The organism is Asticcacaulis biprosthecium C19 (assembly GCF_000204015.1).
Lineage (GTDB): Bacteria > Pseudomonadota > Alphaproteobacteria > Caulobacterales > Caulobacteraceae > Asticcacaulis > Asticcacaulis biprosthecius.
The window spans coordinates 1,363,323-1,376,415 of the sequence record NZ_GL883077.1; the positions used below are offsets into that span (position 1 = coordinate 1,363,323).

At 57.6% G+C, this 13,093-nt stretch carries 17 protein-coding genes and 1 tRNA gene; 11 read left to right on the forward strand and 7 right to left on the reverse strand.

Annotated features, from left to right (window positions below; all coding sequences use genetic code 11):
- Positions 1-548, forward strand: a 548-nt coding sequence (locus ABI_RS06495; RefSeq protein ID WP_050808211.1) for a calcium-binding protein, incomplete at its 5' end; no start/stop codon positions are given.
- A gap of 74 nt (positions 549-622) precedes the next feature.
- Here ABI_RS06495 and ABI_RS06500 read toward each other — a convergent pair.
- Entirely contained in the window at positions 623-1,108 is a 486-nt protein-coding gene (locus tag ABI_RS06500) for a hypothetical protein (protein ID WP_157138725.1), read from the reverse strand.
- 484 nt (positions 1,109-1,592) lie between these two features.
- On the opposite strand from ABI_RS06500, the gene ABI_RS06505 reads away from it, so the two are divergent.
- The 8 genes from ABI_RS06505 to ABI_RS26605 all read left to right on the forward strand — a co-directional run bounded on the left by ABI_RS06505 (position 1,593) and on the right by ABI_RS26605 (position 6,495).
- The gene (locus ABI_RS06505; RefSeq protein ID WP_006272085.1) at positions 1,593-2,921 is read left to right on the forward strand and encodes a site-specific integrase; all 1,329 of its coding nucleotides are present in this window, start codon (positions 1,593-1,595) and stop codon (positions 2,919-2,921) included.
- Positions 2,914-3,339, forward strand: coding sequence for a hypothetical protein (locus ABI_RS06510; RefSeq protein ID WP_040308653.1), 426 nt, complete (start codon positions 2,914-2,916; stop codon positions 3,337-3,339). The genes ABI_RS06505 and ABI_RS06510 overlap by 8 nt, the downstream gene beginning before the upstream one ends.
- 576 nt (positions 3,340-3,915) lie before the next feature.
- Positions 3,916-4,113, forward strand: coding sequence for a helix-turn-helix transcriptional regulator (locus tag ABI_RS24260; RefSeq protein ID WP_006272086.1), 198 nt, complete (start codon positions 3,916-3,918; stop codon positions 4,111-4,113).
- A gap of 113 nt (positions 4,114-4,226) precedes the next feature.
- On the forward strand, positions 4,227-4,514 hold the full coding sequence (locus ABI_RS06515; RefSeq protein WP_006272087.1) for a winged helix domain-containing protein: 288 nt from the start codon (positions 4,227-4,229) through the stop codon (positions 4,512-4,514).
- A gap of 133 nt (positions 4,515-4,647) precedes the next feature.
- A complete protein-coding gene (locus ABI_RS06520; RefSeq protein ID WP_006272089.1) occupies positions 4,648-4,902 on the forward strand; it encodes a hypothetical protein in 255 nt (84 codons plus the stop codon).
- Positions 4,903-4,960: 58 nt separating this feature from the next.
- Positions 4,961-5,377 carry a helix-turn-helix domain-containing protein gene (locus ABI_RS06525; RefSeq protein ID WP_280959737.1) on the forward strand — a complete coding sequence of 139 codons (417 nt, stop codon included), beginning with the start codon at positions 4,961-4,963 and terminating at the stop codon, positions 5,375-5,377.
- 109 nt (positions 5,378-5,486) lie between these two features.
- Positions 5,487-6,341 carry a hypothetical protein gene (locus ABI_RS06530; protein ID WP_006272091.1) on the forward strand — a complete coding sequence of 285 codons (855 nt, stop codon included), beginning with the start codon at positions 5,487-5,489 and terminating at the stop codon, positions 6,339-6,341.
- Positions 6,241-6,495, forward strand: coding sequence for an HGGxSTG domain-containing protein (locus ABI_RS26605; RefSeq protein ID WP_083811409.1), 255 nt, complete (start codon positions 6,241-6,243; stop codon positions 6,493-6,495). Before ABI_RS06530 ends, ABI_RS26605 begins: the two co-directional genes overlap by 101 nt.
- Positions 6,496-6,804: 309 nt before the next feature.
- Here ABI_RS26605 and ABI_RS24975 read toward each other — a convergent pair whose 3' ends face one another.
- Positions 6,805-7,245, reverse strand: coding sequence for a hypothetical protein (locus ABI_RS24975; protein WP_157138727.1), 441 nt, complete (start codon positions 7,243-7,245; stop codon positions 6,805-6,807).
- Positions 7,246-7,604: 359 nt separating this feature from the next.
- On the opposite strand from ABI_RS24975, the gene ABI_RS24980 reads away from it, so the two are divergent.
- Complete coding sequence (locus ABI_RS24980; RefSeq protein ID WP_157138728.1) at positions 7,605-8,246, forward strand: hypothetical protein; 642 nt, start codon at positions 7,605-7,607, stop codon at positions 8,244-8,246.
- A gap of 63 nt (positions 8,247-8,309) precedes the next feature.
- Positions 8,310-8,822 (forward strand): hypothetical protein, encoded by a 513-nt coding sequence (locus ABI_RS06545; RefSeq protein WP_040308658.1) that lies wholly within the window; start codon positions 8,310-8,312, stop codon positions 8,820-8,822.
- 205 nt (positions 8,823-9,027) lie between these two features.
- Here ABI_RS06545 and ABI_RS06550 read toward each other — a convergent pair whose 3' ends face one another.
- From ABI_RS06550 to ABI_RS06570, 5 genes are all read right to left on the reverse strand, one after another.
- Positions 9,028-9,462 (reverse strand): hypothetical protein, encoded by a 435-nt coding sequence (locus ABI_RS06550; protein ID WP_157138729.1) that lies wholly within the window; start codon positions 9,460-9,462, stop codon positions 9,028-9,030.
- 165 nt (positions 9,463-9,627) lie between these two features.
- Positions 9,628-9,703 (reverse strand) — tRNA-Thr (locus ABI_RS06555).
- 104 nt (positions 9,704-9,807) lie between these two features.
- Positions 9,808-11,355: a heme biosynthesis protein HemY gene (locus tag ABI_RS06560; RefSeq protein WP_006272095.1), complete on the reverse strand. Its 1,548-nt coding sequence runs from the start codon at positions 11,353-11,355 to the stop codon at positions 9,808-9,810.
- A complete protein-coding gene (locus ABI_RS06565) occupies positions 11,352-12,317 on the reverse strand; it encodes a COG4223 family protein (protein WP_006272096.1) in 966 nt (321 codons plus the stop codon). Before ABI_RS06565 ends, ABI_RS06560 begins: the two co-directional genes overlap by 4 nt.
- Before the next feature lie 52 nt (positions 12,318-12,369).
- Positions 12,370-13,092, reverse strand: a complete 723-nt coding sequence (locus ABI_RS06570; RefSeq protein WP_006272097.1) for a uroporphyrinogen-III synthase — start codon at positions 13,090-13,092, stop codon at positions 12,370-12,372.
- Between the last annotated feature and the right edge of the window lies 1 nt (position 13,093).

Here is a 13,093-nt window from a genome sequence, read left to right on the forward strand (position 1 = left end):
GCGGCACCGGTACCGATACGGTCATTTCGACCGTCAATTGGACCTTGGGCAGCAATGTCGAGAAGTTGACCCTGGATGGCACCGGCAATAACAACGGTGGTGGCAACACGATGAATAACACCATCACCGGCAATTCGGGCCACAACATCCTGGAGGGCTTTGCGGGGGCTGACACCATCTCTGCCGGCGTGGGCGACGACATCGTCGCTGGCGGCACCGGCAATGACAACCTCACGGGTGGTACGGGCGCCGATACCTTCTTCTTCGCCAAGACCGGGGGCGGTTCCGACCGCATCACCGATTTCGTCGCGGGCTTGGATCATATTGCCTTCAACGCGTCGGACTTCACCACCAGCCTGGCCAACACCGCCTTCACCAGCAACAGCACGGGTACGGCGGTCGGCAGCAGCGGTCAGTTCATCTACAACACTACGACCAACACGCTGGTCTGGGACTCGAACGGTACTGGCAGCGGCGGCGTTACGGCCACCATCATCTTCGATACGGCCGTCAACTTCACCAAGGCAGACATCCTCTTCCTTGGCTAAGCAAGGTCTATCCACAAGCTGAGAAAGGCCGGCGGGAAACCGCCGGCCTTTTTCTTGTGCGTTTGAGCCTGCAATTATGCCCCAGGCGCGAGACATGGCATGGCGCTGTCGGCAACGCGTCGGGCTTCCTCGTTCTGTTGCGGGCCTGGAGCAATCCTCGCCACGACACACGGCGTATCCTTAAGCGATGCGACCATCACGTAGGATGTCCATTGCTCAGGGGCATCCGCTCTTTCGGCGACTTTGTATCGCACGATCAGAGCATCTGGCGGTGTGCCGGGCTTTCCGCGCCATTCGGCCTGTTCTCCCAAGGCGCTGAAACCGCCGCCGCTGTACGCCGGGAGTTTCAAATTTTGCGACAGGCTTCCAGGTGGCTGGATTGCCAGGTTTTCGCGCCCGTCCGCCTCGATTTTCTGTAACCCAAAGCCGTCCAGTCCGGGGCAGTCCGAGGCGCGATATCCGGCCTCATCCGGTTTGGCCAGGGTGACCTTGCAGTCGGTCAGGGAGGTGTACCGCGACACGCGCTCTGTCGGCCCCGCTGACAAAACGGACACCGACACGGAGGCGCCCGCGGAAGCGCCTGGCGCGTCACTTGTGGGCTGAGGACCGCAGGCGCCAAGTCAGATTGGCGGCAGGAGGGCGAGGATGAGAGTTTTCACTTCGGCAATCCCGCTGACGTAGTTCGGGACAGCTTTGAGAAGATGGCATCAAGAAACAATGCTGACTGCGCAACTACCGAAACTCATCCGGGGACCGTCAAGCGCGCGCCGCGCTTCTAACGAATCTATACTGTTTCAGATTTTCTCGAAAATGGTGCCGCTTAGGTGACTCGAACACCTGACCCCCTCATTACGAATGTCAGGGTTGACGCGTTCTCATTGATTTTTCTAAGTTTATTCTTGTATCACAAAGGCGCTGAAAAGCCTTTCAAAACAAAGGAATAATGATATTGTCGTTTCCGGTGGTGTCCGACTGTTTCGGGCGCTCTGGTATCTATGTGGTATCGGGAGTTCACCCCAGATACCAAATTCAAGGGAGCGGACATTGTCACTGCAAAAAGGTCGGATCAGCAAGGCGGTCGTCGACGCCATTGCTTGTCCGGATGCTGGGGAAGTCTGGTTTTGGGATGACAAGCTGAGCGGCTTTTTTGTCCGGGTGTACGCGTCTGGTCGGAAGGTCTATGCCGTCAAGTATCGCCTTGGCAAAGCGCAGCGGATTTTCACCATTGGGACGCATGGCTCGCCGTGGACGCCTGAAAAGGCGCGTGAAAAAGCTACGGCGGTCTTAAAGGATGTCGGCAACAATATCGACCCGGCGGCGGAAAAGCTGGCGGACCGTCACGCCATGACCGTGGCGGACCTGGTCAAGGAATACATCGAGCGCGGACCCCAGACGAAAGCGAACAAGCGGGCGGTGTCCTGGGCGGCGGATGAATCCTGCCTTCGTCGGCATATCATCCCTACGGTTGGCAAAGACGCGGCGGACCGTTTGACGAACGAAGGCGCGGCCAAGGCTATTTACGCCATACGGATGGGCAAGACGGCTGTGGTCGAGAAATCCGACAAGCCAAGGGGCAAGGCTGTCGTGACGGGCGGCGAAGCGGTCGCCAGACGGACACGCTCGGTTGCGGCGGCAATGTTCGCCTGGGGCATCAAGCACGGTCTGGTCAAGCGAAACCCCTTCACCGGAATCGACCTGCCCGCCGCACCCGTCAAAGAGCGGTTTCTGAGCCAAGCCGAGGCGGGGGCGTTTCTGGACGCTCTGGCGGGCCTGGAAGCCGAGGGCAGTGTTGACCGTGTGTATGGCGATGCTTTGCGGCTGTTGCTGCTGACTGGGGCGCGCAAGTCGGAGATTGCGAACCTGACATGGTCAGAGGTCGACTTTGACCGGCGGTGCCTGGTTCTGCCGCCAGAGCGCACCAAGGCGGGAGGCAAGACGGGTGAACGGCGGATAATGCTGATGCCTGCCGCGCTCGAAATCCTGAGCCGTCGCTATAAGGCAAGGTCCGATTACGTCGGCATCGACGGCAAGCCTTTGGACTTGCCGCTTGTGTTCCCCAGTCCGCGCACCCTGAACACCACGGGCGGGCCAATCGTTGGGTTGCGGCGGATTTTCGCCAAGGCTTGCCTGGCGGCGGATATTAAGGGCGTTCGTCTGCACGACATGCGGCACAGCTTCGCATCCTTCGCTGTTGCCGGTGGTGCGAGCTTGTTCTTGGTGTCCAAGCTGTTGGGGCATTCAAATTCACGGACTACAGAGCGTTACGCACACCTTTCAGCGGACCCGCTGCAAGAGGTGGTTAATCATATCGAACAGAAACTATTTTCCAGTCCCAAGGTCATCTCAATTTGCCCGGATAAGCAATATGGCTAAAAATCAACGCCCCATTTTTACAGAAGACAATTTCGATAAAACTTGCCGTCCGGTGATTTTTCATGACGGTGCTGTTACAAAAGAATGGGCTTCTTTGTTCGGATCGTACAAAGCGTATTATGCTGACATCAGCAACAACAAAGAGGTTCTCTTATTTTTTGAGTCGAAAGGAGCCGTCGAGGGCTTTCAAGTTGGGAAAGACGTTTGCGACAGTTTCGTTAGTCACTTTGGCCCGAAGGTTTTAGCATTTTTGCAAGATTACGGTATGCCAGATGTGTTTGATAGCTCTTCTCGATTTAATATTGGTGATGGGCTAGAAGAGAACCTAGATAATGTTGAGATTAAGTCACGATATCCCATTGTCGGGTACTCAAATCAGGCGTCAATTTTTTTTGCAAAGGCAACCTCCAAGTCATAGGGGCTTTTGGCTTATTATGCTTTGTAATACATTCCGTTACGCCGTTGGAAGCTTAGAATGCGCACGTGATAACAGCCTGTCGTATCCTGATGCCATCGCGTGCTTAATTGAGTTTGTTCAGATATTTTGCCGATATGAAATTCAAGCTGATTTGAATGTGGCGAGCAACGTGGCCATTGCGACAGCGGTTTCAAACGGCCCGAAGTCGCGAATGGCTCCTTGGCTAGCAGCATTTGAACCTATTGCAGTCGATATCTGTTCTCGTGACCCGAAAACGACCTTGGCAAGCCTAGTTCGCGACGCAAGAGAATGGGCGAACACCCTAGCGGGACGAAAGTTTCATCCACCTGCGACCGAAAAAGCTTTATCCAACGGTGTCCGTCGCTTGGAAGCACGTGGGTTGAAAATTCCCAATCGAGGGGGAGGGAAGTGAAGTCTTGAGCCCCCCTCTCAAAGGGATGGGAAGGGGGCGCAATGTCTTCCGGGGACTGACCGGGTGAAACCTCGCTGTATATTGGAATATCCGTTCGCGGCTGATGGCGTTTGCCTGTGCCGTGTCATTTACGGAGACTTCCCATGACAGACCTTTGGGACACGCGCAAAACAGCGCAACACCTTGGAATAGCAGAAATTACATTGCGGCGCTGGCGGCTTACTGGCGGCGGACCTGCCTATCTGAAACTTGGCCGGGCCGTTCGCTATGACCCGGCAAGCCTGGCGAACTTCCTGGCCAGTCGTGTACGTGACAACACCTCTCAAGGGGTTGGCGCATGATGGATCAGCACATCGGTAACGGGCCGTTCGGGCAAAATGAAAGGGGCTTGCGCGAACAAGCCCCCAATTCGATACCTGGACCCCATAAAGCAAAATCGAAGCCGTTTATCAAGGTGAAACGGCATGACGGCAGCGTCGCCATAGCGCGCGGACGGGAGGCGCAAACCTTAGCGCACCTGATCGAGGCCGGACCGGCGGGCGATACCTCGCTGGGCTTCTCACGGGCCAAATGGGCGCGGCGGACAAGCGGCTATGTCTTCGACCTGCGCAAGCTGGGCTTCGATATCCAGACGCACATGGAACAGGTCGAGGTCGACACGCGGGTGGCGCGGTATGTCCTGGCGGTCGACTTCGACGTTCTCGAATCCAGCGGCGTTGAGAGCCTGGGTGGTGCGTCATGAACCATCATGTCAATCGGGCGATGCGGTGGCTTGCCAGCGCCATACAGTCGACGGATATCCGAGAGAAGCGGGCGGACCTTCTCACGGCCAAGCGTCACCTGGAACGCGCCATCAAAGAGACGGAGGTGCGCACATGACCGTCACGCATCGAATCGGCGCTGTTGTCGTGGGGGAGGGGGAAGAAGTTCGCCTTGCCTTTCAGACCGTCAAGGCGGGCGATGTCGTCGACCTTCGCCACTATGGCACCTTTGGCGCGGCCAAGACGTACATGGCCACGGGGAAAGGGGTCACGGTCGCGGTCGGGAAAATCGCTGACCTGATCCGGCTGTTACAGGAAGCCGAGGCCAAGGCGCACGACCTGGGTCTGCTGACCGATAGCACGGGTTAGGACGCGCATGGCCAAGCACAACAAAAAGGGGCGCTCTAAAGGCGTCCCGTCCTTCGTCATGCTGAGACACGACATTCTACAGTCAGAGGCTTGGCGGGAACTTGGGGCATCGGCAAGGGTTGTCCTGATCCAGCTTATGAGCCGCTACAGAGGCCAGAATAATGGCACCCTGGGGGCATCGGTCGACGCCTTGGCGGATGAATGCCGATTGGCGCCGAACACGGTATCGGCAGCGCTGCGGCGGCTGATCGAGGTCGGGTTCATTGAGCGAACGCGGGAGGCAAGCTTCGGATGCAAGATGCGTCTGGCGGCGGAATATCGCCTTACCTGGATCAAATGCGACAAGACCGGCAAGGCGGAATCGAACGGGTTCAAACGGTGGCGGTCGGGCGCTTCGGAGAACTCCAACAAGTTCACCGGCAGCGATGCGGCTGAACCATCTGTGTCCGCTTTGGAAGGGAGGGCCTATGGCTAGATTATATATGTACCCCTTCGATTGCGACCGTGGCCAAGCCCTGGACCTGGTCGACGGTGGTGCCGATTGCGACCGTAGGGCTCTAAAATAGGGCGATTTAGACGGAACGGTGCCGTCAATTGCGACCGTTCACACCACCGATTGCGACCGTGTTTTAAATTTTGGCAGCGTTTCAAAAAGGAAATCGACCATGACGAAATCGAAGAAGGCGGCGGCTCAAGCCAAACCAAAGGCCTTGGATGTCGAAGAGGCTCTGGCGGAATTGTCTAAGCCTCACCAGCGGATTGTCGGGGAGCTGTCGGCCAAGGTTCATGCGAGACCGGAGAAGGTGAAGTTCTCCGCGACCGTCCAGCCTGGGGGCGGTGTCGCGGTGGCATCTGACATGGCGAACAAGGTCTTCGATGGGTTGGCGCTGTGCGATGCGCTGGGCACCAGTTCTGAGGCGTTCGGGCAGCGGTTGGTCATGCAATTGCGAGACGTTGGGTCAGAAATCAAGAATGACAACAACATGGCGGCGGGCCTGGCGGCTGGTCTGGGGTTCGTGCAAGGCGTGGCACCACAGAACGAAATCGAAGGCGCACTGGCGACACAGATGTTTGCCGTGCACTGTCTGATGATGAGTTCGGCGCGGCGCGTCGAATCGTCGGAGCGGATGGACGCCTGCAAGCTGTGGCTGGATCAGGTCAACCGGCTGGGGCGCACCTTCACGGCACAGGTCGAGGCGCTACAGAAATTGCGTGGCGGCGGTCGGCAACTGGTCGAGGTCAAGCACACCCATATTGATGCAAGGAACAGTCAGAATGTCATCGCCGATACCGTCAAGACCGGGGGAGGGGAGCGCACCCAAAGCCCTGGTCAACCCCATGCACAAGGCTTGGAATATCAGCCGGGCACACCTGTCGAGGCGATGCTGTGCGAAGACGCGGTCGGGGAAGCCCTGCCAAGCCCCTGCGGTGCGCGGTAAGGTCAGATGCCGGATGCATGGCGGCAAGAGTCCGGGTGCCCCTCTGGGGCGCGCCAATGGGCGATACCGGCATGGCATCTATACCAAGGAATGTCAGGATGACTTGCGACGGATCAGGGAGATAATTCGCGAGTTCAACGAGTTCGGATCGTAACGGGCGGTAATCCTTAGTGGAAGGATGTTTAAGGCCGGCTATGACTACATAAACTATTCCTAGCGCACGCTTTTTGCGCGCAAAATTGGCCATATTCTATAAAGAGGTGAGTAAATCTATGTGCTTTAACAAATATTTGGCGATAATTTGTATTAAATTTTTCTCCTGGTGTCTTATTAAGTGACTAGCCATAAACTCCATGATAAACTTTTTTACACATTTACGTTTATGTATGAAAGGAGAGTGCTAATTGTTATTTGGCACTCTCCTATTCTTCTAAATCACTACAAACAAATTTGGTTTTATGTCTTAATATTTGACGCCATACCAAGGCTTATTTTTCAGATGAGCAAGTACAGCATTCTTGTTGTTTACGATTTCATTTTGGGCTTCTGTATTGTGGCATTGGCCAACCAACAAAAGATTAATCGCAATATCGTTATTGTGAGTTCCAGGGACCTTGGAAAAGTCGGCAGCGAGGCGAGCCCAGTCGTTTTGGCGGTACGTGAGTACGAACGCTGCAACCTTTGGGTCCTCGCTGAATGCGGCGCCCAATAGTCCAGCAAACATATACGCACCGCAATTGCCTTTATTTGCTGGATTATCAAATAGTTTATTATCTGTCTGCGGTTCAAAAAGCCAGTCCACGTGACGCACCGGGTCAGCTGCGCAAGGCATTGCAAAAAACGCCGTTGCGAAAGCGAGGCTAACAGTGCGGCAAAGGCCCGCAACCCGAGTCGACTTTTTCATCGAAAACAATTCCCGAAAATTTGCCACTAAGATATTTAGTTGGCGTCAAATCGGCCTTCTAAATTTCTACCTTTCGGAATGCTAGCGACTATTGAATATTCTGACGCGGCCTAAATTCCGTCATTCGGAGAATTGAACGCTAATTATTTGATTCTACGGTCGGAAGAATCGGAATTATAATTCCGACGAAACTCAACCTCTTGTGGCCGAAATCAATGAGCATAACAAAAGACGCAATGTCATGTTCACCAGCGCTGCTAGCATCAATCTCTAGAGCTATGTTAGCGAAGGGACTTACCCAAGTCGCTCTCGCTGCTTCACTGAAGCCGTCTCCATGTGAAGAAACGACGATACGAAATATGCGAAATGGCAAGCGTGTACGAGAAAAATACGTAGAAGCTGTCTGTGAGGCGTTAGATCTGCAAAGCGAATTCAAAAAGGAACTTCGCAAAAATGCCGTAGCAGATGACAGATTTGGTGGTTATAGACTGGGGACGTTGCCTGACTATGAAGGTACTTATATTGAAATTAGGCGTAGTTTTTCGAAACCAAGTGAATTGGTTCGAACTCTCTATTTTGTAAATTGGGACCAAGCTATACGAGCGCTTTCTTTCGAGCATCTACACGAATATCAAACCGAATCGGGTATGAAGAGCTTTCAGCACACCGGCCAACTTGCAATATGCCCTTCTCATGGATACGTCTCTTTTGTCACGTTAGACAGAGGGGCTGTGCGAATAGCTACGGTTACTGGCTTACCGAATAGGGGAGCGCCGACGCAAGAAATGGCTGGTGGCTTGTTTACGCGCCGTGTTGCCAGTTACCGCCTAACTCCAGCTTTCACTTCGGTGATTCTAAAGAAAATTGATGGCGGGGTCGAGCTAACTGATCAAAAAAAGCAGATGATGGGCCGATTGAGACTTGGCGATCTAGAGTTTGAATATTGGGACAAAAGATTAGAAAGCGTAGAAAAAGAGCTTATTTATGTGACCAAGCGTTAGGCGACACTCTTGCGAAAAATTAATGGATGCTGCAAGACTCGTCCGGCTCTAAGGGGAAAAATCATGAGTGATGATACGTCGCCTGAGCCGAAGGGCATGACTGGTAAATATCCGAACCTTGCGGTCGCTGGCCTCATAATACTGGGCGTATTTTGGTTGACTCTTTGGATCGTCACAAATGTCCTAGACCGTCAGAATGCTGTGCTGGAACTGGATCAAGCGCCAGTAGTAACTGCGGCCGAACCAGAACCAGTCGTCCCAGCCTGGACGGCGCCGGCAATGTACTACCCAGCGTCGACACTAGAAAATATCCCGTACGGCTTCCGCTATCTCACCGAAGGCGAGTATCAATGCGGCGTCTTCAATCGATGTATTGGAGTTGAGTTTATCTCGTCCCAGTCCTGTTCAACTGGATTCAGGATTGAAGCTATTCAACTCGATGGCAGCGGTGCGAATGTTGGCACGACTTCGAGCGCTACGGGGCTGGTCGCGGCCAACGAGCGCGCGAAGATGGTTTTGACCCTCAACACGACGGCGGCGACCACATTGCGTCTTGCGAGGGCAAGCTGCTTCTGATTTCCGATGCTTTAGCAACCTTTCGAGGTTCCGAGGCTTGTGGCTTTTCTTCTGGGTCAGCGTTTAACTACTTTTCGTCCATCCACTTTTCGGGGAATGCCCTGTGGGCAGGGAGGGGTAAAGCCGTACACCTTGCCGGTGAGAGACCCGCCTGGGCTTCACGCAGAGATTTTTCGTCTGGCATGAAAAGCTGACTGCGCAAACCTTAAGATTCAGCTCTGATTTCAGCTTCCGCCGCATCGGCGGCTTGTTGGATTTTTTGTTTAAGCTTCTCGGCTGTGAGAGTTTCCAGTGCGTCGACATACGCTTCGCAGCCTTCAAGAAAAGAATCGTCATTTTCGTAACAGTCTGCCGTGTCGGTTAATTCATTTTCGATGGCGTAGGCAAAACCAGCCTCATGACCTGAACAGTCATACGTACACCAATTTGTCCCGACCTGGCCGACATAGGTCGTGTCGCTGAGTTCATGTTGCGCGTCGGACTGGGCTTCTGGTTCGAGGTCAATTTCGGCATCGGCCATGGCGTCTGCACGTGCGTCGGCGATTCTCGCTTCAAGCTTGATGCGCTTCTGTTCTGCGGATCGGTTCGAGCAAAAGCTAACAAGCGCAATGCACCCGACAATCAACAAAACGATTTTCAAGCACCCGCCCATGTCGTCAAACCCATTGCTTGGCGGCGACTGTAACAGAACATCGGCGAAGGGCGCAAATCTTCCGCGATGGTATCTATTTGGTATCGGGAAACCGTTTAGACGCAGCGCCCGGCTATATCGTCACTGTAACGCTTTGTAATCTATAAAGAAAAATGGTGCCGCTTAGGTGACTCGAACACCTGACCCCCTCATTACGAATGAGGTGCTCTACCGGCTGAGCTAAAGCGGCCCGGATCCAGGCGAGGCGAGCAAATCAGCCCCGCTAGGCAGGCAGGTGTCATTACACAGATCGCCACACCTTGCCAAGCGCTTTGTCGCGGCGGCGGGGAAGAATTACTTCTTCGGCGTCTTGGCGCGCCCGCGGGCGGCTTTCGGCTTGGCGTCGTCGACGGGTTCGTCCAGGTCCTGGCCGGTTATGGCAGCGTCATACTGGCCGACATCGTCCGGCATATGGCTGGGGTCCGTTCGCACGGAACCGCGACGTGCCGGGCCTTTGATGAAGGGCATGGACGGCACGTAGCGTGGCGGCATATCCGGAATTTCCGGCAGCCCCTTGTCGCCGCGTTCATAGCGCGGATGCGACAGAGCCGCCGTCTCGGCAAAGTTCAGGATCACATCACTCCAATCGGCGGCCGAATAGGCGAAGGCCTTGCCTTCCGCGTCGATGTCGGACCAGTCGGCTTCGCCGCGGGCGCTTGCCGCCTTGGCGATCCATACCCGCGCCGTGTCGTAGTCGCCCAGCCCCTGCGCGCCGCGGGCAATGACGCCGCAGATACGCTTGGTCAGGTTGGCCTCGGCGCTGTCCTCCTCAAGGGCAGCCAGGGCGGCGGCGATCTCGGCCTTGGTATTGGTCAGCAGGGCGCGTTCAACCTGCAGAAGGCGGCTTTCGCGATGCTTGGCGTTGCGATCGACCAGGCCCTGAAGCCGGCGGGCGCGCTCCTTGGGCGTTTCATCCGACACCAGGTCACGATAGGCCAGCCACACCGCCGGGTGCGGCCGTGACGCCCAGGCGGCCTCGAGGACGTCCTCGGCGCGGCCGGGCTTGTTCGCCTTGGCCAGCAAGCGTGCAGCAATGATGGCCGCCGGTGTGAACTGCGGTTGCAGTTTGGCGGCGCGCTGAGCATAGTCGAGTGCCTGATCGCGCATCTGGGCGTCGTCTGACGTTTCCAGGCGCGCAGCCGAGGCCGCCATCAGTGACGCCTTGGCGCGTTCCGAGAAGATCGGCGATATCAACTTGCGCGTCAGGGCGCCCTCGATCAGGTCCAGGGCTTCGGCCCATTCGCCGGCTTCCAGGCGGGCAGCGAACAGGGTCTCGAAGGCCCACATGGAGGGGCGCGGCTGGTTATAGGCTTCGCCGGCCAACTTGACGGCTTCGGCCTTGTCGCCCTGCCGGGCGGCCAGTTGCATCAGGCCGCGCAGGCCGGCCAGCTTCAGTTCGGGCACGCTGACCATGGCGGAATAGGCCGTACGGGTGGCAACGGCATCGCCGGATTCCTCGGCGGCCATGGCGCCCAGGATACGGACCAGGACGGTGTTGTCGCTGAGGTCCAGCGCCTTGACGGCATGGCGGCGGGCTTCGGAGCCGTCGCCCACGGCGACCGCCATGAAGCCACGGGTAAGGGCGTCGTCACCCTGGCGGCGGCGCTGGTCGGCACGGGCGCGTTCGGCGCGTTGGGGCGAGCGCGCCAGCCACAGGGCCAAATTCCAGAAGGCGACGGCGCAAAAGGCCATGACACCGATGATGATCACGGCCGCGGTCGCCGGAATGTCGATGCGGTAGTTCATCCAGCTCAGCGAGGCCAGGCCGGGATCGCCGACCATCCCGATGGTCAGGACGATCAGGGTGGTTATGGCCAAAAGGATCAGAAGCGAACGAATCACAGAACGCCTCCGGTTTGCGGCGTGGTCGCGGTCTCGCCGCTCTGGCTGAGCCGCGCCAGGGCGGACTCGGTCAGACGGTGGATGGCGTCATCGACGCTGATCCGGGCCTGGGCCTTGTCCAGCCAAGGCTTCAGCGCGGCCAGGGCCGGCGCCGGCAGGCGGTTGAGATAGGCAACGGCGCCGCGCAGATCGCCGACGTTCAAACGCGCTTCGGCGCTGTGCAGCAGGCCTGCGGGCCCCTGGTCCTCACCGTCAGTGCGGCGAACCGAGATGTTCAACATCCGCGCCACCTGCTCCAGCAGGCCATTCTTATTGGCGGCAGAGGTGGCGGCGATATTGGCCCTGGCGGCATATTGCGGGAATTCGACGGCGAGAGAGACCTCGCTGGGGACGCCCTTTTCGGCGTGGGGACGCAGCAGGGCGATCAGGGCCGGATCGTCGACACTGGTCTCGACCACGGCCAACTGGCTGGCAAAGGGACTGTCGCCATGGGCGGCCTGTTGCAGACCGGCGGCAGCGTTAGCCGCTGCGGCGGCCCGGGCCAGGACGCGTTGGTTGGCTTCGACCTTATCCAGCCGCGCCGACAGTTGGGCCAGGGCGTTGGGATCGGCGTAGGTGGTCGGGCCGGGGATGGCGGGGCTCGCAGGCGTCGTGTCACCCTGCTGCAGGGCCGCGATCTGGCTGCGCAGGCGGGCGATCTCCGCGTCCTTGTCGTTGACGGGCGTCTGGACGGGCGAAGACGAGGGGGCGGCTGTCTGGCCTTGGGCCAGGCGGGCCGCACCGGCGGCATCGCGCTGGCTGCTCCAGATGAAGGCCCCGACGACAGCGATCAGCATCAGCACGAACGGGATGGCAAACAGAAGCGCGATCCGCGTTACCTTGGCGGCTTCGCGCCGGTGTTCACGCAGGGCAGCGTCGTCGGCGTCGTACGAGTCCGTCAGCGGGTCGTTGATGTCGTTCATTATGGGCGTTCCCGGTCGGACCCAATGGCAGGCCATTTCGTCCTGTTTTTGGCTAGTCTATCTGTTTTAACATGGATGCTTCGTCTGGGAACGGCGAAATGCGCCGGATCAGGCGGGCCGCGTCAATATTTTTTTCGCCTTCGTTCAAAGCCTGCTCCAGTCCATGCCAGGCGCTGTCCGAGATACACACGAAGGTGAGTTGGTCCAGCACAAAGCGGTCGCGGTGGGCCTTCAGCATGGCGGCGACGGCGCGCCCGGCCTTGGCGGAATGAACCAGGACGTAGGTCAGGCGCGCCATGTCGGCCGGATGCAGCACCGGCATGACCGGCCGCGTTTCGTAGACGGCCGCTTCACGTACCAGGAACCCAGCTTTCGCCAGGTCTCCGGCCAGGTCACCGGCGGGTTCCCTGGGCGCGGCATAGAGGAGGCGGGTGTGCTGGTCGGCAGTCTCGATGATCAGTTTCGTCAGGGCGTCGACATCGCCGTCGGCGGAGATAACGGTCTGGTAGCGGGCAGCGCGGGCCGCTTCGGCGGTGGCTTCGCCGACGCACCAGGCGGTGATCGAGCGGCGGGCGACGATGGCGCCGAAGGCCGCCAGGCCGTTGCGCGAGGTCAGGATGACGGCGTCGAAGCTGTGGGGATCAATGATGGGTTTCAGCGGTACGACCTTGAGCACCGGCGCCAGGATGGCGTCTCCGCCGAGCGCCTGGATGGCCTTCGCCGTGCTCCTGGCGCCATCAGGTGTCCGCGTGATCCAGACGACGGGTTGGGTCATA